Annotated in this window: 19 protein-coding genes; 2 read left to right on the top strand and 17 right to left on the bottom strand. The window is 70.4% G+C overall.

What is annotated here, in order from left to right; all coding sequences use genetic code 11:
• Window positions 1-244 precede the first annotated feature (244 nt).
• The 10 genes from ABIC63_RS18480 to ABIC63_RS18435 form a co-directional block, all read right to left on the bottom strand.
• Entirely contained in the window at window positions 245-847 is a 603-nt protein-coding gene (locus tag ABIC63_RS18480; RefSeq protein ID WP_294374403.1) for a DUF4337 domain-containing protein, read from the bottom strand.
• A gap of 107 nt (window positions 848-954) precedes the next feature.
• Window positions 955-2106 carry a mandelate racemase/muconate lactonizing enzyme family protein gene (locus tag ABIC63_RS18475; protein ID WP_354320867.1) on the bottom strand — a complete coding sequence of 384 codons (1152 nt, stop codon included), beginning with the start codon at window positions 2104-2106 and terminating at the stop codon, window positions 955-957.
• On the bottom strand, window positions 2103-3152 hold the full coding sequence (locus ABIC63_RS18470; protein WP_354320866.1) for a tagatose 1,6-diphosphate aldolase: 1050 nt from the start codon (window positions 3150-3152) through the stop codon (window positions 2103-2105). The genes ABIC63_RS18475 and ABIC63_RS18470 overlap by 4 nt, the downstream gene beginning before the upstream one ends.
• Before the next feature lie 2 nt (window positions 3153-3154).
• Entirely contained in the window at window positions 3155-4105 is a 951-nt protein-coding gene (locus ABIC63_RS18465; protein WP_354320865.1) for a PfkB family carbohydrate kinase, read from the bottom strand.
• Window positions 4102-5172 carry an ABC transporter ATP-binding protein gene (locus tag ABIC63_RS18460; RefSeq protein ID WP_354320864.1) on the bottom strand — a complete coding sequence of 357 codons (1071 nt, stop codon included), beginning with the start codon at window positions 5170-5172 and terminating at the stop codon, window positions 4102-4104. Before ABIC63_RS18460 ends, ABIC63_RS18465 begins: the two co-directional genes overlap by 4 nt.
• Before the next feature lie 10 nt (window positions 5173-5182).
• Complete coding sequence (locus ABIC63_RS18455) at window positions 5183-6157, bottom strand: alcohol dehydrogenase catalytic domain-containing protein (RefSeq protein ID WP_294374417.1); 975 nt, start codon at window positions 6155-6157, stop codon at window positions 5183-5185.
• 11 nt (window positions 6158-6168) lie between these two features.
• The gene (locus tag ABIC63_RS18450) at window positions 6169-6984 is read right to left on the bottom strand and encodes a carbohydrate ABC transporter permease (RefSeq protein ID WP_354320863.1); all 816 of its coding nucleotides are present in this window, start codon (window positions 6982-6984) and stop codon (window positions 6169-6171) included.
• A 10-nt stretch (window positions 6985-6994) separates the two neighbouring features.
• Window positions 6995-7864 (bottom strand): carbohydrate ABC transporter permease, encoded by an 870-nt coding sequence (locus tag ABIC63_RS18445; protein ID WP_354320862.1) that lies wholly within the window; start codon window positions 7862-7864, stop codon window positions 6995-6997.
• Between the two features lie 10 nt (window positions 7865-7874).
• The gene (locus ABIC63_RS18440; protein ID WP_354320861.1) at window positions 7875-8648 is read right to left on the bottom strand and encodes an SDR family NAD(P)-dependent oxidoreductase; all 774 of its coding nucleotides are present in this window, start codon (window positions 8646-8648) and stop codon (window positions 7875-7877) included.
• A gap of 5 nt (window positions 8649-8653) precedes the next feature.
• Window positions 8654-9952: an ABC transporter substrate-binding protein gene (locus ABIC63_RS18435; protein ID WP_354320860.1), complete on the bottom strand. Its 1299-nt coding sequence runs from the start codon at window positions 9950-9952 to the stop codon at window positions 8654-8656.
• 186 nt (window positions 9953-10138) lie between these two features.
• Between ABIC63_RS18435 and ABIC63_RS18430 the strand changes: the two genes are divergently transcribed.
• Window positions 10139-11161 (top strand): LacI family DNA-binding transcriptional regulator, encoded by a 1023-nt coding sequence (locus tag ABIC63_RS18430; RefSeq protein ID WP_354320859.1) that lies wholly within the window; start codon window positions 10139-10141, stop codon window positions 11159-11161.
• Between the two features lie 20 nt (window positions 11162-11181).
• On the opposite strand, the gene ABIC63_RS18425 is transcribed toward ABIC63_RS18430, so the two are convergent.
• The 5 genes from ABIC63_RS18425 to ABIC63_RS18405 all read right to left on the bottom strand — a co-directional run bounded on the left by ABIC63_RS18425 (window position 11182) and on the right by ABIC63_RS18405 (window position 16621).
• The gene (locus ABIC63_RS18425; RefSeq protein WP_354320858.1) at window positions 11182-11973 is read right to left on the bottom strand and encodes a TSUP family transporter; all 792 of its coding nucleotides are present in this window, start codon (window positions 11971-11973) and stop codon (window positions 11182-11184) included.
• Window positions 11974-12056: 83 nt separating this feature from the next.
• A complete protein-coding gene (locus ABIC63_RS18420) occupies window positions 12057-13022 on the bottom strand; it encodes a tripartite tricarboxylate transporter substrate binding protein (RefSeq protein ID WP_354320857.1) in 966 nt (321 codons plus the stop codon).
• A gap of 31 nt (window positions 13023-13053) precedes the next feature.
• Window positions 13054-13863: an HpcH/HpaI aldolase family protein gene (locus ABIC63_RS18415; protein WP_294374432.1), complete on the bottom strand. Its 810-nt coding sequence runs from the start codon at window positions 13861-13863 to the stop codon at window positions 13054-13056.
• An 8-nt stretch (window positions 13864-13871) separates the two neighbouring features.
• Window positions 13872-15617: an L-arabinonate dehydratase gene (araD, locus tag ABIC63_RS18410; RefSeq protein ID WP_354320856.1), complete on the bottom strand. Its 1746-nt coding sequence runs from the start codon at window positions 15615-15617 to the stop codon at window positions 13872-13874.
• Window positions 15618-15628: 11 nt separating this feature from the next.
• Window positions 15629-16621 carry a Bug family tripartite tricarboxylate transporter substrate binding protein gene (locus tag ABIC63_RS18405; RefSeq protein WP_354320855.1) on the bottom strand — a complete coding sequence of 331 codons (993 nt, stop codon included), beginning with the start codon at window positions 16619-16621 and terminating at the stop codon, window positions 15629-15631.
• Between the two features lie 96 nt (window positions 16622-16717).
• Between ABIC63_RS18405 and ABIC63_RS18400 the strand changes: the two genes are divergently transcribed.
• Window positions 16718-17797 (top strand): LacI family DNA-binding transcriptional regulator, encoded by a 1080-nt coding sequence (locus ABIC63_RS18400; RefSeq protein WP_294374438.1) that lies wholly within the window; start codon window positions 16718-16720, stop codon window positions 17795-17797.
• A 44-nt stretch (window positions 17798-17841) separates the two neighbouring features.
• Here ABIC63_RS18400 and ABIC63_RS18395 read toward each other — a convergent pair whose 3' ends face one another.
• Window positions 17842-20448, bottom strand: a complete 2607-nt coding sequence (locus tag ABIC63_RS18395; RefSeq protein WP_354320854.1) for a putative bifunctional diguanylate cyclase/phosphodiesterase — start codon at window positions 20446-20448, stop codon at window positions 17842-17844.
• A 5-nt stretch (window positions 20449-20453) separates the two neighbouring features.
• Entirely contained in the window at window positions 20454-20930 is a 477-nt protein-coding gene (locus tag ABIC63_RS18390; RefSeq protein WP_354320853.1) for a prepilin-type N-terminal cleavage/methylation domain-containing protein, read from the bottom strand.
• Between the last annotated feature and the right edge of the window lie 35 nt (window positions 20931-20965).

Raw genomic sequence — 20965 nt, 5'->3', positions numbered from 1 at the left:
ATTGCGTTGAACAGAGCTGGCAAGGCACCCGCCTCGCCGGCTTCGGGTCTGCGTTCAATCGCTGGCCCGTGAGAAGAATTGTGGACCCAAGATCTAGGGAAAACCCTTGTCTTTGACGAACGTCACGTTCACGCCAGCGAAACAATCGCGGCGTGATGACCTACGTCGTTGCATCGATAGAACTCTGCGCGCGGCCCCCGGACCGGCGGACCGCGGTGTGGGGGCTGCGCTGCGAACCGTCGTCTCAGACGTGGGCGAGCGCGAGGCCGCCGATCACCAGGCCCAGCCCGGCCACGCCGAACATGCCCCACTCCAGCCAGCGCTTGCGCGTGAGCAGCGCGATGGCGGCCAGCGCGATGGAGACCTGGAGCGCGGTGGTGGCCTGGGCCCAGCGGTGATGCTCGTGCAGGGCGGCGTCGGAGCGGTGGTCCCAGTCGTCGGCCTCCTTGTCCAGCTTCTGGGCGGCCAACTGGATCTCGGCCTTCTCTTTGTCGTAGCGCGCGGCTTTTTCCTGCATGGCCGGCTTGCGGTCCTCGGGCGACAGGTCGCGCGCGAACTCGGCCAGCGCCTGCTTGGTGCTCTTGGCCTGGTAGTAATTCCACTGGTTGGCGGCTTCGGTGCGCTTCATGCCCGCGTTGTTCTTGTAGAGGCCGGCATTGGCCTGCGTCAGCCCGCCCATGTAGGCAAAGATGGCGCCGACCGTGGCGATCACGGCGGTGAAGACGGCCACCTCGTTGGTGATGCTGCGCTGCTTCTTGGCAGCGGCGGCATGCTCGGCCTCGTGTTCGGCGGCATGCTGGAGTTCGTGGTCGTGCGGACCGTGGACGTGGAAACCGGAAGAGGACATGGCGGAAGGCGTGCGTTCTTGGAGGTGTTGGACGCCGCCGGATGGCAGCGGCCGGGATGATCCCAGCCTTCGATGAACGCACGCCGTACGGCCGGCGCCGACGCAGCCTAGAGCGCGATGCGGAAAGCCTGGGCTGCGCCGAGGTCGGGCTGCACGCCCAGGCCCGGCTTCGTGCCCAGGTGCACGGCGCCTTCTTCCAGCGAGAACACCGGCATGGCCAGCAGGTCGCGCAGCGGATTGGGGTTGGCGTCCACCTCCACATAGCCCGGCCCGCCCACCGCCGCCTTGAGGTGGAAGGAGGCCGTGAGGCCGATGCCGGCCCCGAGCCAGTGTGGACAGAAGCGCTTGCCTTGCGCCAGCGTGTGCCGTCCCACGGCCAGGCAGCCGCTGAAGCCGCCCCATTTGCCCAGGTCCGGCTGGAGGATCGACAGGCCCTCGGCGCCGATGTGGGCGTCGAAGGCGTCCAGGCCGGCCAGGTTCTCGCCACCGGCCAACGGCAGCGGCTGCTCGCGCGCCAGCCGGGCCCAGTCGGCCAGCGGCGTGTCGGCGCGCACGGGCTCCTCCAGCCAGCCGAGGTCGTGCCGGACCATGCGGCGGCCGGCGGCGATGGCCTCGTCCAGGTCCCAGGCCTGGTTGGCGTCGACCATCAGCGGCGCCGCGGGGCCGATCACCTCGCGCATGGCAGTCAGGTTGGCCTCGTCACGGTCGGCACCGAAGCCGACCTTGAGCTTGAAGGCGCGGTAGCCCTCCGCGCGCTTGGCTGCTGCCAGCTTCCCGGGCGCGGTCGGATTGAGGCCGGAGGCATAGAGCGGCACCGGCGCAGGCGCCGTCAGGTCAGGCGCGAGCAGCTTCCACACCGGCAGGCCGTGGCGGCGGCCCAGCAGGTCCCACAGCGCGATGTCCAGGCCGGCCACGATCTGCGCCAGCGGGCCGGGCTCGCCGCACTGGATGGCCAGCACGGCCAGCCGGGCGCTGAGCGTCTCGAAGCAGTGCTGCGGGCTCGTCCATTGCGGCCCGCAGGCCAGCGGCGGCAGGTAGGTCAGCGCCATGCGCGCACGGTGCTCCGCGCCCACGGTCGGAAAGTTGCACCAGACCTCGCCCCAGCCCTCGGCGCCGTCGTCCGCGATGGCACGCAGCAGCAGGGCCGGCCGGTCGCGCATGATGCCGAAGGAGGTCTGCACCGGCGGATCGGCCGGCGCGCGGAAGACGATGGCCTCGATGCGTTCGAGGCGCAGGTCTGTGGTCGCCGCTGCCGTCATCCCGCGTAGGCCAGGCAGAAGTCGCCCTCGGCCTTGAGCGTGTCGAAGGCGCTGTAGTCCGGCTGCCAGGCGTTGCCGGCGCGGGCGGTGAGGGCGGCCAGCTCGGCCAGCGTGGCCGTGCCTTCGCGGCGCAACTGGGCCTCGAAGCCGGCCAGGTCGGGAAACTGCTGCAGCGCCTCCCACCACACGGCACGACCGGCCAGGAAGCCGTGGGCGCCGGCCGCATAGGCGTACGCCATCACGCGCAGGAACTGCTGGGGCGTGACGCCGGCCGACAGCATCACCCACGGAATGCCGGCATCGCGGCAGATGCCGCCCATCTGGTCGAACAGGGCCTGGGCCTGGCGCGACTCGGCGCTGTCGCCATGCGCGGGCAGGCTGGCGCCGGGCAGCGGGCTTTCGAGCTTGAACAGGTCGACGCCGTAATGCGGCTTGGCGAACTCGCGCACGCTGTCGAGTACCAGCTCGGGCAGCTTCTCGGGCGACTCCACATAGTCGGTGGTGTGGCGCTCGCTCTTGGGGAAGGGATAGACCAGCAGTTCCAGCACCAGCGGGATGTCGTGGATGCGGCACTGCTCGCCGATCTCGGCCACGTAGCGCTGCTGGTGGGCCACGATGTCGGCATCGGCATCGGGCCGGTACCAGGCCAGCACCTTGACGCCGTCGCCGCCGGCGCGCTTGATCTTCTCGACGCTCCAGTCCTTGATCGAATGCGACAGGCGGCCGCCGGGCTGGTCGCGGAAGCGATGGTCTTCCAGCGTCACCACCAGGCCGGTGTGGGCCGGCAGCTTCTTCAGGCCGGCCGGAAAGGCGTAGTTGGGGTCGAACAGCATGGCGCTGGCATGCGGGCCCAGCACGTCCACCAGCACGCGCTTGACGGCGACCATGTCGGCGAAGGCCACGTCGGCCGGGGCGATGCCCTGCTTCTTGGCGATGAGGCTGGCGATGGGCGGGCGCTGGTCGAGCGCCACCATCGTGAAATGCCCGGCGGGCGTGGCCATGCGGCGCAGGCCCCATTGCTTGCCCAGACGGAGGTTGTTCGCCATGTTCAGTGCTCCTGGATCTCTTGAAGAAAGGTGAGTGCATCGCCCAGCCGGGGCGCGCCCGAGCGGCCCCCGGCCTGCCGGCACTTGAGTGCCGCGGCTGCGGCGGACAGACGGAAGGCCTGCGCGGGTGCCAGTCCGGCACCGAGGGCGAAGGCGAGGGCTCCGTGGAAAACATCGCCGGCACCGGTGGTGTCCACCGCGTCGACGGCGAAGGCGGGCAGCGTCTGCAGGGCGCCGGCTTCGTCCAGCCAGGCCACGCCGCGCTCGCCCAGGGTCACGGCGGCCAGCCGGCAACCGCGGGCGCGGGCCACGCCCAGTTGCGCGTGCAGTGCGCCGCCGCCGCTGTAGGCGGCGAGCGCCGGCTCCGAGAAGGCGGCCACATCGGTGTGCGGCAGCAGCTGGTCGAAGATCCAGGGCTCGGCCATGTCGCCGTCGAGCACCGAGGGCAGGCCGTGCCGGCGGGCGGCCTGGAAGAGGGCGAGCGCGCCCTCGGGCCAGCGCGGGTCGGCCAGCACCACCTGGGCGCGGGCCACCGCGTCGAGCGGCAGCCAGGCGGGATCGGCCGGCAGGCCGTCGCCGCGGAAGTTGACGATCATGCGCTCGCCGCGGCCATCGACCACGATGCCCGAGACCGAAGAGCGGGCCCCCTCGAAGAGCCGGAACTGCGCCACGTCCACGCCATCGCGGGCCAGCTCGTCGCGCATGGCCCGGCCGGCGCTGTCGTCGCCGGCACGGCCCCAGAAGCGCGCGTCGGCGCCCAGCCGGGCGGCGGCCACCGCGGCATTGGCGGCCATGCCGCCACCGCCTTCGTGGAAATCAACGGCCCGGGTCTTGCCGCCGCCCGCGGGCAGGGCGTCCACGCCCCAGGTCAGGTCGAAGGCCGACAGCCCCAGGCAGATCACCACGGGCCGCGCCTCGCGCAGCGAATCGTGCAAAGGGGACAAGGCGTTCACCGCAGCACGTCCCCGGTGGCGGCGTCGAACAGGTGTACCTTGGCCGCGTCGAAGCCCAGCGCGATGGGCGCGCCCGCGTTCACCGCCAGCTCGGGCGCGACACGCGCCACATGGCGCTTGCCGTCAAAGTCGAAGTACACCAGCGTGTCCGAGCCCAGTGGCTCGACCACGCTCACGGTCGTGCGCAGCGGGCCGTCGGCCTGCGCCAGCAGGTGCTCGGGGCGGATGCCCAGCACGGCGCTGGCGCGGCCGGCCGCGAGCATCGGCTGCAGCCGCTCGGCGGGCATCGCGAGCAGGGTGCCATCGGTCAGGCGCAGGCCGCCCGCTTCCACACCCACGTCGAAGAAGTTCATGGTGGGCGAGCCGATGAAGCCGGCCACGAACTGGTTGGCCGGCTGGCGGTACACCTCGTCGGGCGTGCCGAACTGCTGCACCACGCCGGCCTTGAGCACCACGATGCGGTCGGCCATGGTCATGGCCTCCACCTGGTCGTGGGTGACGAAGATCATGGTGGTCTTGAGCTGCTGCGACAGCGCCTTGATCTCGGTGCGCACCTCGCCGCGCAGCTTGGCGTCCAGGTTGGACAGCGGCTCGTCGAAGAGGAAGACCTTGGGGTTGCGAACCATCGCGCGGCCCATGGCCACACGCTGGCGCTGGCCGCCCGACAGCGCCTTGGGCTTGCGCTGCAGGAAGGGCTCGATGTGCAGCAGGCCGGCCGCGCGCTGCACGCGCCGGTCGATCTCGGCCTTGTCCATGCCGCGCATCTCCAGGCCGAAGGCCATGTTCTGGTAGACGCTCATGTGCGGGTAGAGCGCATAGTCCTGGAACACCATGGCGATGTCGCGCTGCGCGGGCGGCACGTCGTTGACGCAGGTGTCGCCGATGTAGAGCTCGCCGCCGTCGATGGGCTCCAGCCCTGCGATCACGCGCAGCAGGGTGGACTTGCCGCAGCCCGAGGGCCCGACGAAGACGACGAATTCCTGGTCCCGGATCTCCAGGTCGATGGCGGGCACCACGGTGATGTCGCCGTAGCGCTTGGTGAGGCCCCGCAGATGGATCGCTGCCATTCGCGTCGCCTCAGGAAAAAGCCAGCAGCGGCTTGACCAGCTCGCCCGCCACGAAGCGGCCGAACATCTCGGGCAGCTGCTCGATGCCGAATTGCGCGTCCACCAGTTGGCGGTAGCGCGCCTTCTCCTTGCGCAGCAGCTCCACGTTGAGCGCGAAGTCCGACTTGGGGAAGTAGAAGGTGCGCACCATGTAGAAGTCCTTGCGGCGGATGGCCGGCGTCTCCTGCACGGGCCAGGGGGCGTCGCTCTCGCCGATGAGGATCAGCACGCCGCGCGGCAGCACGATGTTCATGCCCAGCGAGCGCGCCGCGTGCGAGCCGCTGCACTCGACGATGAGCTTGAAGCGCTTGCTGTTGTCGCCCACCGGATGCCGGCGCGCGCCGAAGGATTCGGCCAGCTGCAGTCGCTCCTCCTTCAGGTCGGACACGTAGACCTCGGTGTAGCCCAGGTTGAGCAATGCCACGATGGCGCCCATGCCCACCGGGCCCGCGCCCGTGACCAGCACCGGGCCGGCGCCCTGCGGCGGCACCAGGTTCTGCACGAAGCGGATGCCGTGCGCTGCGGTTCCGATGGTGTCCAGCAGCAGCGGCGCGAGCTCGTCCTCGATGTCGTCGGGCACGGGCAGCAGGCACTGCTCGGGAACGGCCAGGTATTCGGCGTAGCCGCCCGGGCGGTTCCAGCCCACCAGCACCGATTCGTTCAGGCACATCTGCGTGTCGCCGCGGCGGCAGCTCTCGCAGTGGCCGCAATGCACCGGGATGTAGACCAGGCAGCGGCGGCCGTCGAGGGCGTGCCCCGGCTGCTCGACCACGCCGAAGATCTCGTGGCCGGGCGTGAAGGTCGCGCCCTTGATCCAGAGCTTGGTGTCCGAGCCGCACAGCGCCGTGCGGCGCACGCGCAGGAGCACCTCGCCGGCGGCGGGCACGGGACGTTCGATGTCGGCGACCGTGATGGTCTTGTCGCCATGGAAGACAGCGGCTTGCATGAGATTGGCTCCTAGCCCTTGACGGCGCCGAGCGCGAGGCCCGACACCAGACGGCGTTGCACGAAGAAGGCGAGCACCAGCGGCGGCAGCGCGATGAGCGTGGCCGCGGCCATCAGGGCGCCCCAGTTGGAGGCCCCCTCGCCGATGAAGTTGAACGAGGCGGCGATCAGCGTCTTGGTGTCCCCGTTGGACAGCACCAGCGCGAAGAGAAAGTAGTTCCAGGAGAAGACGAAGGCCAGGATGGCCGACACCACCAGCCCCGGCATCACCAGCGGCAGCGCGATGCGCCACAGGATGCGCGGCACGCTGCAGCCGTCCACCTGCGCGCTTTCCAGCACGCTGCGCGGGATGTTGTCGAAGAAGGGCAGCAGCACCCAGATGACGATGGGCATGGTGATGACGGCGTGCGTGACCACCAGCGCCGTGTAGGTGCCGATCAGGTTCAGCTCGCGGAACATCACATACCACGGCAGAAGGAAGAGCGTGCCCGGCGCCATGCGCGCCAGCAGCGTCACGGTGGCCGGCCAGGTGATGCGCGTCCACGACACCGCGAAGGCCGCCGGCACGCCCAGCACGATGCCGATCACGGTCGAGCCGACGGTGATGACCAGGCTGTTCCAGGTGTAGTGCGCGAAGGGCGTGGTGCCGAAGAGCTGTCGGTAGTTGTCCAGCGTGGGCGTGAAGAACAGCTTGGGCGGATAGGCCGTGACCTCGGCGGAGGGCTTGAAGGAGGCCAGCACCATCCAGGCGATGGGCGCCAGGATGATCAGGCCCACCAGCGCGATCTGCAACGTGTTCAGCCGGCGGATGAGGGCGTCGTCGTGCATGCGTCTCTCCTCACCAGGCCACGCGCTTGCGCGCCTGGGTCAGCAACACCACCGCGCCCAGCACGATCGTGGAGAGCGTGATCATCAGCGCGCTCGCGTAGCCGATCTCGAAGAACTCGAACCCCTTGCGGAAGCCGTAGATGTTGAGCGTGTTCGAGGCATTGCCCGGTCCGCCCTGGGTGGTGATGTAGATGATGTCGAAGAAGCGCAGCAGGTCGACGCTGCGCAGGATGGCGGCCGTGACGATGGTCGGCATCAGCAGCGGCAGCGTGATGCGCCAGAAGGTCTTCCAGCGCGAGGCGCCGTCGATCTGCGCCGCCTCGTACACGTTGGGCGGCAAGGATTGGAGGCCGCCCAGCACGATCAGCGCCACGTAGGGCGTCCACTGCCAGGTGTCGATGAAGGCGACGGTCGGGATCACCCACTGGGGCGAGGCCAGCCAGTCCGAGCGCGGCAGGCCCACGCTCTGCAGCAGCCAGTTGGCCGCGCCGATGGACGGGTCCAGCACCACCAGCCACATCATGCCCACCACCACCGGCGGCAGCACGAAGGGCGAGATCATCAGCGTGCGCACGATGCCCGAGAGCTTCCTGGACGAATGCAGCAGCAGCGCGACGTAGGTGCCCAGCACCAGCTGCAGCACCAGCGAGAGCAGGTACAGCACCAGCGTGATCTTCAGGCCGTTCCAGAACTCGCCGTCCTGCAGCATGAGCAGGTAGTTCTGGCCGTAGTTGAGCGTGGCGCTGCCGCCGAAGCTGAATTCGTGCAGGCTCAGCCAGATCGTGTAGGCGAAGGGAAAAGCGATCAGCGCCAGCGTGAAGATCACGGCCGGCGTGGACAGCATGTTCAACTGCCGGCGGGTTCCGATGGATTGGCTCATGCTCGGCTCCTCATCCGGCCAGGAAGCCGCCGTCCACCGCCAGCACGGTGCCGGTCATGTACTGGGCGGCCGGCGAGGCCAGGAAGAGCGCGCTGCCCGCGATGTCGGTGGGCTGGGCCCAGCGGCCCTGTGGGATGCGCGCGCGGATGCGTTCGTAGTGGGCCGCGTCCTGGCGGCCTTCGGCGTTGATCGGCGTCTCGACGTAGCCGGGCGCCACCGCGTTGACGCGGATGCCCTCGGCCGCCCAGGCCAGCGCCAGCGACTTGGTGAGCATCACCACGCCACCCTTGCTGGCGCAGTAGGCCGGAATCCACGGCAGCGCCGCGAAGGCATTCATCGAGGCGATGTTGACGATGCTGCCCCCGGCCTCGCCATGCGCGGCCAGCAGCGGCTTGCAGGCCGTGCACAGTCGGAAGGTACCGGTGAGGTTGACGTCCAGCACGCGCTGGAAGGTGGCGACCTCGAATTCCTTGAAGCGCGCCAGGATGCCGGCGCAGTTGACCAGGGTCTGCAGGCCGTCCAGTTCGCCCACGAGCCGCGCGACGTCGTCGTCACGGGTCACGTCCAGCGTGGTCAGGCGCAGGTGTGCGGCCGGCTTCAACGTGGACGCCGCCAGCGCGGCGTCGTCCACGCCGGTGGCGACCACCTCGCAGCCGGCGTCGGCGAAGGCCTGCGCGATGGCGCTGCCGATGCCGCCTGCGCCGCCCACCACCAGCACGCGGTGGCCCGGCGCGAAGGCGAAGGGGCTCCCGGCCGCCCGCGGGCGGCTGTCTTCGGCGATCACGTCCATCAGTCCTTGGCGATCAGTGCGTCGAGCTGCTTGTCCGCGTCGGCGCAGGCCTGGGCGACGGTCTTCTGGCCCAGCAGAAGTTCGTTGACCGCCTGGCCCACGTATTCGCGCGAGGCGGGGTTGGCCACGATGGGGTAGCCCACCTCGGAGGTGCCGGTCTTGCCCAGCTCGTTCACGGTGGCGGCCCATTCGCGGCGCACCGGCTCGCCGTCCATCCAGGCCTTGTAGTCGGCGCCGTTGGCGACCGAGGCGCGCGGGGGCGCCACGCCGTCCAGCGCCAGCTTTTCCTGCACGGCGCGGCCGCTGGCCCACTGCACGAAGTACCAGGCGGCCTCCTTCTTCTTGCTGTAGGCCGAGACGGACATGGTCCAGCCGATCACCGTGGGGCGCGAGCCGCCGGGGCCGGCAGGCAGCACGGCGATGGCCGTGTCCTTGAGGCGGGCGCCGCCTTCCATCACGCTGCGCAGCTCGTTGGAGGACTCGAAGGCCATCGCCGCCTTGCCCTCGCGGTACAGGCTGCTGATCTGGTAGAAGCTGTAGTTCACTACGCCGGGCGGGCCGTAGTCCTTGAGCAGCTTGGCATACAGGGCCAGCGACTCCTGGCCCGGCTTGCTGCACAGCTGCGACTTGCCGTCCTTCATGTAGTCGCCGCCGAAGTTGTGCAGGAACACGCTGTAGCTGAAGGGAAGCGCGGGCTTGAGGCCGCGCGACACGAAGGGCGTCACGCCCGGCTCGCAGCTCTTGAGCTTGGCGGCCACGCCTTCGAGTTCGGGCAGGCTCTTGGGCAACTGCACGCCGCATTTCTGGAACAGGTCCTTGCGGTAGTAGAACACCGGGCCTTCGATGTTGAGCGGCACGCCCATCACCCGGCCGTTGTAGCTCGCGTCCTTCACCAGGCCGGGGCTGAGGTCGGCGAAGTCGTAGTCGGGGGCTGCAGAGGTCTTGATGAGGTCGGTCAGGTCGGCATACCAGCCGGCCTTGGCGAACTGCAGGCCCTCGCGCGAGGGCAGGGACATGAACAGGTCCACCTCGTCGCTGCGCGAGTTCATCACGGTGACCATGCGCTGGCGCATCTGCTGCTCCTGGTAGCTGTCCACCTTGAGCGTCATGCCGGTCTGCTTCTCGAAGTCCGCCTTGTGCTTGAGCAGCGCCGCCGCCACCGGGTTGTTGTTGGCCAGGAAGGTGAGGGTGGTGCCCTGGTGCTTCTTCCAGTTGAACTCCTGGGCGCCGGCCGTGAGCGACAGCGTGGCCAGGGCGGCCGTGCCGAGCACGGCGAGGGGACGGTGGATGGAACGCATGGATGTCTCCTTGTTCTGTCGGCCATGCCGACGGGTCGAAGCGATGTAACCGTTTACAGAATTGTGGGTGCTTGGCGGGCCTGGATCAACCGTTGCGAGGCCTTGCGACAGTGGTTTTTGATTGGGGTTTGCCCTTGAAAATAGGGCTGCGGCCGATGTACCCGTTTTATGTAAACTGTTTCATCGATGAAGAACAAATCTGTCGGCATCCGCGAAGTGGCGCAGCACGCGGGCGTGTCCACCGCCTCGATCTCGCGGGCGCTGAACAGCCCCGAATCGGTGAGCCCGGCCCTGCGCCTGAAGGTGGACGCCGCCATCGCCGCGCTCGGCTACATCCCCGACGCGGCGGCGCGTGCCCTGTCGTCGCGGCGCACGCGCACCATCGGCGCCATCATCCCGACGGTGGACAACGCCATGTTCGCCCGCGGCATCGAGGCGCTGCAGCGCTACCTGTCGCTGCAGGGCTACCTGCTGCTGCTGGCCACCAGCGGCTACGACCCCGAGATCGAATTCCGCCAGGCGCAGAACATGGTCAGCCGCGGCGTCGACGGCCTGATCCTGCGCGGCGACATGCACACCGAAGGTCTGCGGCGCCTGCTGGCCACCCAGCGCATGCCCTTCGTGAACGTGGGCGTCTACCACCCCGACAAGCCCTATGCCTCCATCGGCGCCAACAACGAGGACGCCGCCTGGCGCGCCACGCGCTACCTGATCGGGCTGGGCCACACGCGCATCGCGATGGTGGCGGCCATGTCGGCCCACAACGACCGTGCCTCGGCCCGCGTGGCCGGTGTGCGGCGCGCGCTGAAGGAGCAGGGCCTGCCGCTGCCCGACGACTGGTACTACGAGGTGCACTACCGCCTGGACGATGCCCGCCAGGCCGCGCGGGCGCTCATGGCCCGCCCCGAGCGGCCGACGGCGGTGGTCTGCGGCAATGACGTGCTGGCCTACGGCGTGCTGCTGGAGGTCGAGCGCCACGGCCTGCAGGTGCCAGGCGACATCTCGGTGATGGGCTTCGACGACCTGGAGTGGAGTCGCCACCTGCGGCCCAGCCTCACGACCATGCACCTGCCCACCGACGAGGTGTGGACGCGGGCCGGCGAGCACCTGGTCAAGCAGCTGAGCGGCCAGCCCTGCGTGATGCACCACGAGGTGGACGCGACGCTGGTCGTGCGCGAATCCACCGCGCCGCCGCGCGCGGGCGCCTGAGCCGCCGGACGCGCGGCCGATCAGCGGGCGTGCAGCGCCCCGAGCGCCAGCGAGCCGCCCGTGGCCACCAGCAGCGCCGCCACGCCCCAGCGCAGCACGTTGGCGGGCACATGCGGCTGCAGCCGCAGCGCCAGCCGCGTGAGCACCTGCACCAGCGGCAGCGCGATGGCCGACAGCAGCACGGCCCGCAGCGAGAAGCCGCCCGTGGGCACGTTCAGCGCGATGCGCGTCAGCGCATTGGCCGCGAACATCAGCAGCAGGCCGCGCCGCACCACGTCCAGCGCCAACGGCTGGCGGTAGAGGTGGTAGACGATGGGCGGCCCGGAGGTGCCGAAGAGCCCGCCCATCAACCCCGACACCAGCCCGGCCACCGCGAACTGCCGCGGCGGCGCCAGCGTGGCGCGCACCGCGCCCCGGCGCAGCAGCACCAGCGCGCACAGCACGATCACCACGCCCAGCAGCAGCTTGAGCGCCGTGGTGGCGCCCGCGCTCAGCCAGTGCAGCAGCACCAGGCCCCCGCCCACGCCGACGCAGCTCGTGAGGATGGCCGGCTTCATCAGCGGCCAGGGCACCGGCTGCCGGTGGGCGCGGAAGTAGGCCCAGGCATTGGCCAGCGTGAGCACCGTCGCCACGTTGGCCGCATCGGCCACCGAGGCCAGGTCGAAGCTGGCCACCAGGCTCAGGAAGACCAGCCCGAAGGCGAAGCCCGAGAGCGTCTGGGCGAAGGTGGCAATGGCGACGCACAGCAGGTACAGGGCCAGCGTGGTGGGCGAGCCGAGCAGGGCGGCGAGCGAAGCGAAGGAGGGCGGCATGCGAAAGAAAAGGTCGGCGCGGCGGCCGGCACGGAGCCTCGACGCCTGAGCCCGCTTCGGTCGTCGCCGAGGGGTTCAGCTGTTCAGTCCTTGTCGGCGAGGCCCAGGTCGCGGATGAGTTTTCCGTAGGCCTCGGATTGTTGCGCGGCGAAGGCCGCGAAGCGCGGGCCGTCCAGGTAGGCGGGCGGCGTCTCCAGGCGTTGGGCTTCGCTCTTGTACGCCTCGCCGGCCAGCGCGGCCTGACAGGCCGACTCCAGCTTGGCCAGCACGGGCGCGGGCAGGCCCTTGGGCGCGATCACGCCGCCCCAGATCGAGGCCGTGATCGGCCAGCCGGCCTCGGCCATGGTGGGCACGTCCGGATAGCCGGGCAGGCGCTGCTCGGCGAACACGGCCAGTGGCCGCAGGCCGTACTGCCTGGAGACGGTGGGCGTCTCGCTGAACAGCATGACCTGCTTGCCCAGCAGGCCGGTGACCATCTCGCCCGAGCTCTTGTAGGGCACGTGCAGCCCCTTGGCCTGCGCCCTGTCGAGCAGCATCTCCATGGCCAGGTGCAGCAGCGTGCCGCGGCCGGAGGAGCCGTAGGTGAGCGTGCCGGGGTTCTTGCGCGCGAAGGCCAGCACGTCGGCCACGCTCTGGAAGGGCGAGTCCTTGGGCACCATCATCATCAGCGGCACGGCGTAGGTGCGGCAGACGTGGTCGAAGTTCTGGTGGCTGTAGCCCGTCTTGCGGATGGCCGGCTGCAGCACCTCGGGCCCGATCACCGACAGGCCCACGGTGTAGCCGTCGGGCCGGGCGCGCATCAGCTGCAGCATGCCGATGGCGCCGCCCGCGCCGGCCTTGTTGTCCACCACCATGGCCTGGCCCAGCTGCTCGCCCATGTGGCGCTCCAGGATGCGGGCCATGATGTCCGAGGTGCCGCCGGGCCCGAAGGGCACGACCATGGTCACGGGCTTGTCGGGATAGGTGGGTTGCGCCTGCGCCGGAAGTGCGGCGGCACAGGCCAGGGCGGCCCACAGCAGGCCGCGCACGGCGGCCGGTTGGATCTTCATCGTTGTCTCCTTGAATGTGGTCGGGCGCGCGTCAGTACACGCTGCTCTCGAATCCCTTGGCGAGCGAAGGACGGATCGCCTCGATGAAGGCTGTGGCCTGCCGCATCATCATTCCCATGTCCGAGGCCACGGCCACGAAGTCGTAGCCGAGCTGCACGAAGCTGCCCACCATCTGCGGCGTGGGCCCCACGATGCCGCAGGGTTTGCCCACCGCGCGGCAGCGCCGGGCCACGTCGGCGATGACGGCCTGCACGTCCGGATGGGCGATGTTGCCGATGTGGCCCATGTTGGCCGACAGGTCGCCGGGGCCGAGGAAGAGCGCGTCCACGCCCGGCACGGCGGCGATCTCCTCCAGCGCGGCCACCGCCTGCGGCGTCTCGAGCTGGATGATGGTGAACACCGAATCGTTGGCGCGTTGGCCGTAGTCGCGCGCGGTGCCGTAGCCCGAGGCACGGTGCACGGCCGCGAAGCCGCGCACGCCCTGCGGCGGGTACTTGGCGTACGAGACGGCACGGGCCGCCGCCTCGGCGCTGTCGACGAAGGGCACCATCACCGTCTGCGCACCCAGGTCCAGCGCCCGCTTGAAGAGCACGGCGTCGTTGGCGGCCAGGCGGGCCACCGGGCAGGCGTCGGTGCCGGCAATGGCCTGGAGCACGGCGAGCGTGTCCTTCTCGTCCATGGGCACATGCTCCAGGTCGACCAGCAGCCAGTCGAAGCCGGCGCGGCCCATGGCCTCGGCGGTGCTGGCCGCGCCGGACATGAGCCAGGTGCCGAGCGGCGCGCCGGGCTGGCCCAGGCGACGGCGGAAGGGGTTGTCGAGCAGATCGGAATAGGCAGGCATGCGTCGGGTCAGTAGATGGGCGGTTCGGGGGTGACGGCGTTGCCGGCGAGCACGTCGAAGTCGCAGCCCAGATGGGCCTGGGTGACTTCGCGCTGGTAGATGCGGGTGAAGCCGCGCACATAGGGCTGGGGCGGTGGCGTCCAGTCGCGCCGGCGGGCGGCGAGTTCCTCGTCGGGCACCAGCAGCTCCAGGCGGCGCTCGCCGATGTCGATGCGGATCAGGTCGCCGGTGCGCACCAGCGCCAGCGGGCCGCCGACGGCGGACTCGGGCGAGATGTGCAGCACGCAGGTGCCGTAGTGGGTGCCGCTCATGCGCGCGTCGGACAGGCGCAGGATGTCGCGCACGCCGCGCTGCAGCAGCTTCCTGGGCACGGGCAGGTTGCCCCATTCGGGCATGCCGGGACCGCCCACCGGTCCGCCGTTGCGCAGCACCAGCACGCTGTCTTCGGTGACGTCGAGCGCAGGGTCGTTGATGGCGGCCAGCATGTCGGCGTTGGAGTCGAACACCAGCGCCGGCCCGGTGTGGCGCAGCAGCCGCGGGCTGGCGGCCGAGGGCTTGATCACCGCGCCGTCGGGTGCCAGGTTGCCGCGCAGCACGGCCAGCGCCAGGCCGGCCTCGGGGCAGTCGGCAGGGGCGACCACCACGGGTTGGTCGAGCGGGCGGATCACAGCGTCGTCCAGCGGCACGGCGTCGGCGATGTTCTCGCCCAGCGTGCGACCGGTGCAGGTCTGTGCCTCCAGGTCCAGCGCGTCGGCGATGCGCTGCAGCAGGGCGGGCAGGCCGCCGGCGTAATAGAAGTCCTCCATCAGCCGGTCGCCGGCCGGAAAGAGGTTGGCCAGCACCGGCACCCGACGCGCCATGGCGTCGAAGTCGTCCAGGCCCAGCGGGATGCCGGTGCGTCCCGCCATGGCCGGCAGGTGCACCGCCGCGTTGGTCGAACCGCCCAGCGCCATCCAGGTCGCCACGCCGTTGAGGAAGGACGCGCGGGTGATGAAGCGCGAGGGCTTGAGGTCGTCCCACATCATCTCGACGATGCGCTGGCCGCAGGCCCAGGCCATGCGGGTGTGGCTGGCGTCCATGGCCGGGATGCTGCTGGCGCCGGGCAGCGCAAGGCCCATGGCCTCGACGATGGCCGTCATGGTGCTGGCCGTGCCCATGGTGTTGCAGGTGCCGGGCGCGCGCGTCATGCGGGCCTCCAGGGCGATCCACTCGGCATGGTCGATCTCGCCGACGGTGTACTTCTCCCAGTACTTCTTGGTGTGGGTGCCGGCCCCCACGCTCTGGCCCTGGTAGCGGTCGTTGAGCATGGGCCCGGCCGGGCAGAAGAGGGCGGGCACGTCCATCGACAGCGCGCCCATCACCAGCCCCGGCGTGGTCTTGTCGCAGCCGCCCAGCAGCACCACGCCGTCCAGCGGCAGGCTGCGGATCAGCTCCTCGGCCTCCATGGCCAGGAAGTTGCGGTAGAGCATGGTGGTGGGCTTGACCATCACCTCGCCCAGGCTCATGGCGGGCAGTTCCAGCGGATAGCCGCCGGCCTGCAGCACGCCGCGCTTGATGGCCTGCGCCCGCTCACGCAGGTGGGCGTGGCAGGGCGACAGGTCGCTCCAGGTGTTGAGGATGCCCACGATGGGCCGGCCCATGAATTCCTCGCGCGCCAGGCCCTGCTGCTGCATGCGCTGGCGGTGGGCGAAGCCGCGGATGTCGTTGCTGGCGAACCAGCGCTGGCTTCGCAATTGATCGATGCTGCGGCGCAAGCGTCTTCCTTTCAATCCATCTTCACGCCGGCGTCCTTGACCAGGGCGCGCATGGCGATGCCGTCCTTGCGGATCAGCGCTTCGAACTCGTCGGGGGTGGAGTTCAGCACCTCGTAGCCCTGGGCCTCCAGCGGCTGGCGGAAGGCCGGCTGCTGCAGCACGGCCACCGATTCGCGGTTCAGCCGCTGCACGACATCGGGCGGCGTGCCGCGTCGCACCAGGATGCCGTTCCACACCACCGAGACCACGCCCGGCACGCCGGCCTCCGCAAAGGTGGGCACGTCGGGCATCACGGCCGAGCGCTTGGTGTCGGCCACCGCCAGCACCCGCACTTTGCCGGCCTGCCTGTGGCCGGTGACGGCCGGCAGGTTGTTGAACATCATGGGGATCTGCCCGCCCAGCACATCGGTGAGGGCCGGCGGGCCGCCCTTGTAGGGCGCGTGGACCAGCTGCGTGCCGCTGTTCTTCTCGAACAGCACGCCCGCCAGGTGCATGGTGTTGCCGTTGCCGGCCGAGCCGAAGACCAGCCGGCCGGGCTGCGCCTTGGCCGCGGCCACCACGTCGGCCACGCTGCGGTAGGGCGTCTGCGCGCCCACCAGCAGCACGTTGGGCATCTGGTGGATGAGGGTGATGGGCTGCAGGTCCTTCTGCGGCTCGTAGCCCATGCTGGCGTAGAGCTGCGGGTTGATGGCCAGCGTGCTCAGCGAGCCCAGCAGCAGCGTGTAGCCGTCCGCCGGCTGGTTGCGCGCCACGTAGGCCGAGCCGATGTTGCCATTGGCGCCGGCGCGGTTGTCGATCACCACCGGCTGGCCCAGCCGCTCCGACAGGCCCTGCGCGAAGCTGCGCGCGAACTGGTTGGCCACGCCGCCGGCCGGGTAGGGCACCACCAGCGTCAGCGGCCGGGTGGGGTAGGCCGCGGACTCGGCCGCAGCGGCCGGCCCCAGGGCGCAGGCAGCGCAGGCGGCCAGGCCCAGCTGGGCGAACAGGCGGCGGTCGACGGGCATGGAAGTCTCCTGATTAGGGATGTCAGCGGTAACTGTTACCGCTAACATGCTGTTAGTCTAGGCGCCCGGGCCGCTTGCCGGCCATCGGTGCTAACCATGAAGCCTGCCTCCTCGTCGTCTTCCTCCTCCGCTTCCCGCGCGCCGCGCCGCAAGGCGGGCACGCACACCATCCATGACGTGGCCGCCCTGGCCGGCGTCTCCGCGATCACGGTGTCGCGCTACTTCAATGCGCCCGAGAAGGTGTCGGCCGCCGCACGCGAGCGGCTCAAGGAGATCGTGGACCGCCTGGGCTACGTGCCCAGCCAGATGGCCGGCGGCCTGGCCTCGGGCCGCGGCCGCGTGGTGTGCGCCGTGATGCAGAACATCGCCAGCAGCACCTTCGCCGACCTCGTCAACGGCATGACGGACGAGCTCAAGGCCTCGGGCCTGCAGTTGCTGCTGGCCAATGCGCAGTACTCGCGCGAGCTGGAGGAGTCGGCCATCCGCACCTTCGCGGGCTGGCATCCCAGCGCGCTGATCCTTACGCGCGACGACCACACGCCGGCGGCCGAAGCCATGCTGCAGGCGCTCCACATCCCGGTGGTGGAGGCCTGGGGGCTGGTGGAGGGCCGGCCCTTCCACCAGGTCGGCTTTCCGCATCCCGAGGCGGGCGTGCAACTGGCCGAGCACTTCCTGGCGCAGGGCGCGACGCGCATCCGCTTCGTGCTGCCGCGGGCCAGCCAGGACTTCCGCGCCGAACAGCGGGCCGCCGGCTACCGCCAGGCCATGCAGGCCGCCGGCCTGCCGCCCGATGTGGCCGTGGCCGAGGTCGACGACGACTACGAGGCGGGCGCGCGCGTGATGGCCGCCCATGCCGCGCAGGCGCCGGGTGCCCGGCCTCAGGCGCTGGTCTTCGCCAACGACAACATGGCGGCCGGCGCCATCCTGGAGGCGTCTTCGCTGGGCCTCGCGCTGCCGCGCGATGCCGCCATTGCCGGCTTCGGCGACGCACCGATCTCGGTGCGGCTGCGGCCGGCGCTGACCACGCTGCGCCCCGCCCGCTACGAGATCGGGCAGCAGGCCGCCCGGCGCGTGCTGGGCCTGCTGGCGGGTGCACGCGACGAGGCGGCGGTGGCCACCCGCACGCTCGTGCCCTGTACGCTCGTCGTACGCGACAGCAGCCGCGTCGGGCGCTGAGGCGCGGGCCCGGGCTGCGCTTCACGGATCGTGCAAGCGCAACCCTAGCTGCCGACCGATGCGGGTTCGCGGGCGCCGTCGGGCGGCTGCGTCAGCGCAGCCACGGGCACCGGCTCGCTGTAGAGATAGCCCTGCAGCTCGTCCACGCCCAGCTGGCGCAGCATGGCCGCCTGCGCCTCGGTCTCCACGCCCTCGGCCACCACGCGCTTGTCCAGGGCTGTGGCCAGGGCCACGATGGCGGAGGCGATGGCATAGGCCGTGGGTTGGCGGCCGAAGGCCTGCACGAAGCTCTTGTCGATCTTGAGCGTGTCCAGCGGCAGGGTGCTCAGGTAGCTCATCGCCGAGTAGCCGACGCCGAAGTCGTCCAGCGCGATGTCGAAGCCCATGGCGCGCAGCCGTCCCAGCTTGTGCACGCAGCCCTCGATGTCGCGGAAGAAGGCGCCTTCGGTGATCTCCAGCTCGATGGCGCCGCGCGCCTGCGGAAACTCTGCGGCCAGGGCCTCCACCTGCGGCAGGAAGTCGCGGTGCGCCAGCTGCAGCGGCGAGAGGTTGACCGACAGCCGCGTGAGCGGCGGATTGGCCTGCATGCGCCAGTGGCTGACCTGCTGCATCGCCTCGCGCAGCACCCACAAGCCGATCTCGCCGATCAGGCCGGCCTCTTCGGCGATGGGAATGAAGCGGTCGGGCGGGATGCGGCCCTTGATCGGGTGCTGCCAGCGCAGCAGCACCTCGGCCGAGGCGACCGCGCCGTCGCTGGCACGCACGCGCGGCTGGAAGAGCAGGAAGAACTGTTCCGCCGCCAGCGCACCGGCCAGGCTGCGGCGCAGTTCCAGCCGCTCGGCCGTGGACGCGTTCAGCGTGCTCGTGTAGTCGACCACGCGGTTGCGCCCGCCCGTCTTGGCGGCGTACATGGCGGCGTCGGCGTTCTTCAGCAGCGTCTCGTGGTCGCGCCCATGGTCGGGAAAGGCCGCCACGCCGATGCTGGCGCCGATCTGCACGTCGAGCGCATCGATGCGGAAGGGCTGCTGCAGGGCCGCCAGCACGCCGTGCAGCAGCGCGTGCAGGGCCTCCGGCGGCTCGTTGCACAGCAGCAGCACGAACTCGTCCCCGCCCATGCGGGCAAGGCGCGCGTCGGCCTTGGCCAAGCTCGTGCGCAGCCGGTAGGCCACCTGCTGCAGCAGCCGGTCGCCCACGCTGTGGCCATAGGCGTCGTTCACGTCCTTGAAGCCGTCCAGGTCGATGAAGGCCAGGGCCAGGCTTTGGTCGCGGCGCACGGCGCGCTCCATGGCCTGGTCCACGGCGTCGACCAGGCCCAGGCGGTTGAGCAGGCCGGTGAGGCTGTCGACCACGGCCCGTGCCACCAGCTGGCGCTCGCGCTCGTCGGCCTGCACCGCCACGGCGAGCCGGGCGCACAGGGCGTCGAGCTCGTGGCGGGTGCGCGCGGGCCACGGGGCGCCGTGGGCGCTCGTCACCTGCAGGGTGAAGGTGCTGTCCGGCCGCTGGGCCACGGGCAGCACCTCGGCATGCCACGGCGCGACGGGCGACGACGCCTGCGACGACGGTGCGTGGCGCAGGCGCCGGTGGTCGGCGTCGAGCACCAGCGCCTCCGGCGGCGCCCCGTCCTTGGGATGGATGCGCAGCATGAACTGCAGCTGCGGCGCCGACTGCGCCAGGTGCTGCAATGCCAGCGCCGCGATGTCGTGCAGCGGCTGGCGCGCGAGGATGGCGGTGTCCATCTGCGCGAGCACCTGCGAGAAGGCCAGGTCGGCGCCAATCTCGCCCACCATGCCGTTGAAGGAGTCCGCCAGCTCGCGGAACTCGTCGGTCATGGCCGAGGCATCGACGCGCTGGCCGAAATCGCCGGTCCGCACGGCCCGCGTGGCCTCGATCAGCGTCTCCAGCGGGAGCGTGATGCGCCGGGCGTAGAAGGAACTGGCGATCAGCGCTAGCAGGAAGGCCAGGCCCGTGGCCTGGGCCAGGGCCGCGCCGGTCCCGAGCGGCAGAAAGCGATAGGCATTGCGCTGCGGCGCGGCGCTGATCAGCCAACTGGCGCCCTCGAACACGGGCGCGAGGTACAGCGGGCGGGTGTGGGCCAGTGCCAGCATGTCGCCCTGGAGCGGCGTGAGGCAGTGCGGACCGGGCGCCTGCTCGCTCTGGAGGCAGATCGTGTGGCTGCTGCTGGCCAGGTTCTCCAGCAGGTATTCCGGCCGCATGCGGCCTTCGACCACGCCGCCATCGGGTGCCGCCACGCGCATCACGGGGCGCATGCCGATGCCGCCCGGCAGGGGCTGCAGCAGCACTTCGCTGCGTTCATGGGCGGGCGCCTCGCGCAGGGACGTGATGCCCTCGAACACCTTCGCGGCCTGCAGCTCCAGCGCTTCGTTGGGCGCGCCCGAGGCCTGGGCCTGCGCCCGGGCCCGCAGCAGCAGCTCGGCCGCGCGAAGGCGGTCGAACAGGTTCAGGCTCGCCGCCTTCGTCGTCTCGGCCATCAGCCGCTGCGTGGCACGGCGCTGCAGTGCGTCGGTCAGCTCGTAGGAGATGAGCGACACCGCCAGCAGCGGCAGCGCGACGATGACGAAGGCGCCCAGGAAGATGCGCCAGCCCCAGCGGCTGCGGAAGACGACGGCAAAGCGCTGCCAGTTCGCGGGCATCGCCGTCAGTAGTCGGAGGCCTTGCCGATGAAGGCGCCGTCGTTCGCCCGGATGATGTCGTCCTGGCTGGCCTGGGCCGTCAATGGCGGCACGCTGCGCCCGTCCGGCCCCATGCTGTAGAGGTCGAAGTCGCTGTTGAGCGGATGCAGCGCGCGGTCCTTGCGCTTCTGGCCCACCGTGGCACCGGCCATCGACAGGTACTGGTAGGGGTTGCCCCAGGGGTCGGGCTGGGTCCAGCCGATCTGTGTCAGCGAATCCGGAAAGCCCTTGTTGTCTAAGCCGTACATGCTCAGCTTGGCGGCGATCACGCCGATGTCGCGCACCGCGTCGGCCACTTTCATGCGGTCGCGGTAGTCGGCATAGCGCGGCAGGGCGATGCCCAGCAGCACGCCGATCAGGCCGATGACCATCATCAGTTCGAGCAGGGTGAACCCGAACAACCACCGTCGACGGGTGGTGGCGGCACGCAGCCGTTCTCTCATTCGCGCAGGCATCCAGAAGTCAGTGGCAATACCAA

Origin of the sequence: Pseudacidovorax sp. 1753 (genome assembly GCF_040544975.1) — a bacterium.
Taxonomy (GTDB): Bacteria; Pseudomonadota; Gammaproteobacteria; order Burkholderiales; family Burkholderiaceae_C; genus Xenophilus.
This window is presented reverse-complemented; position numbering and strand designations above follow the sequence as displayed.

What these genes read in the sequence shown, in the direction of transcription:
- ABIC63_RS18480 (WP_294374403.1), bottom strand. Translation starts at nt 847, where the DNA reads ATGTCCTCTTCCGGTTTCCACGTCCACGGTCCGCACGACCACGAACTC.
- ABIC63_RS18475 (WP_354320867.1), bottom strand. Translation starts at nt 2,106, where the DNA reads ATGACGGCAGCGGCGACCACAGACCTGCGCCTCGAACGCATCGAGGCC.
- ABIC63_RS18470 (WP_354320866.1), bottom strand. Translation starts at nt 3,152, where the DNA reads ATGGCGAACAACCTCCGTCTGGGCAAGCAATGGGGCCTGCGCCGCATG.
- ABIC63_RS18460 (WP_354320864.1), bottom strand. Translation starts at nt 5,172, where the DNA reads ATGGCAGCGATCCATCTGCGGGGCCTCACCAAGCGCTACGGCGACATC.
- ABIC63_RS18455 (WP_294374417.1), bottom strand. Translation starts at nt 6,157, where the DNA reads ATGCAAGCCGCTGTCTTCCATGGCGACAAGACCATCACGGTCGCCGAC.
- ABIC63_RS18450 (WP_354320863.1), bottom strand. Translation starts at nt 6,984, where the DNA reads ATGCACGACGACGCCCTCATCCGCCGGCTGAACACGTTGCAGATCGCG.
- ABIC63_RS18445 (WP_354320862.1), bottom strand. Translation starts at nt 7,864, where the DNA reads ATGAGCCAATCCATCGGAACCCGCCGGCAGTTGAACATGCTGTCCACG.
- ABIC63_RS18435 (WP_354320860.1), bottom strand. Translation starts at nt 9,952, where the DNA reads ATGCGTTCCATCCACCGTCCCCTCGCCGTGCTCGGCACGGCCGCCCTG.
- ABIC63_RS18430 (WP_354320859.1), top strand. Translation starts at nt 10,139, where the DNA reads ATGAAGAACAAATCTGTCGGCATCCGCGAAGTGGCGCAGCACGCGGGC.
- ABIC63_RS18425 (WP_354320858.1), bottom strand. Translation starts at nt 11,973, where the DNA reads ATGCCGCCCTCCTTCGCTTCGCTCGCCGCCCTGCTCGGCTCGCCCACC.
- ABIC63_RS18420 (WP_354320857.1), bottom strand. Translation starts at nt 13,022, where the DNA reads ATGAAGATCCAACCGGCCGCCGTGCGCGGCCTGCTGTGGGCCGCCCTG.
- ABIC63_RS18415 (WP_294374432.1), bottom strand. Translation starts at nt 13,863, where the DNA reads ATGCCTGCCTATTCCGATCTGCTCGACAACCCCTTCCGCCGTCGCCTG.
- ABIC63_RS18405 (WP_354320855.1), bottom strand. Translation starts at nt 16,621, where the DNA reads ATGCCCGTCGACCGCCGCCTGTTCGCCCAGCTGGGCCTGGCCGCCTGC.
- ABIC63_RS18400 (WP_294374438.1), top strand. Translation starts at nt 16,718, where the DNA reads ATGAAGCCTGCCTCCTCGTCGTCTTCCTCCTCCGCTTCCCGCGCGCCG.
- ABIC63_RS18395 (WP_354320854.1), bottom strand. Translation starts at nt 20,448, where the DNA reads ATGCCCGCGAACTGGCAGCGCTTTGCCGTCGTCTTCCGCAGCCGCTGG.
- ABIC63_RS18390 (WP_354320853.1), bottom strand. Translation starts at nt 20,930, where the DNA reads ATGAGAGAACGGCTGCGTGCCGCCACCACCCGTCGACGGTGGTTGTTC.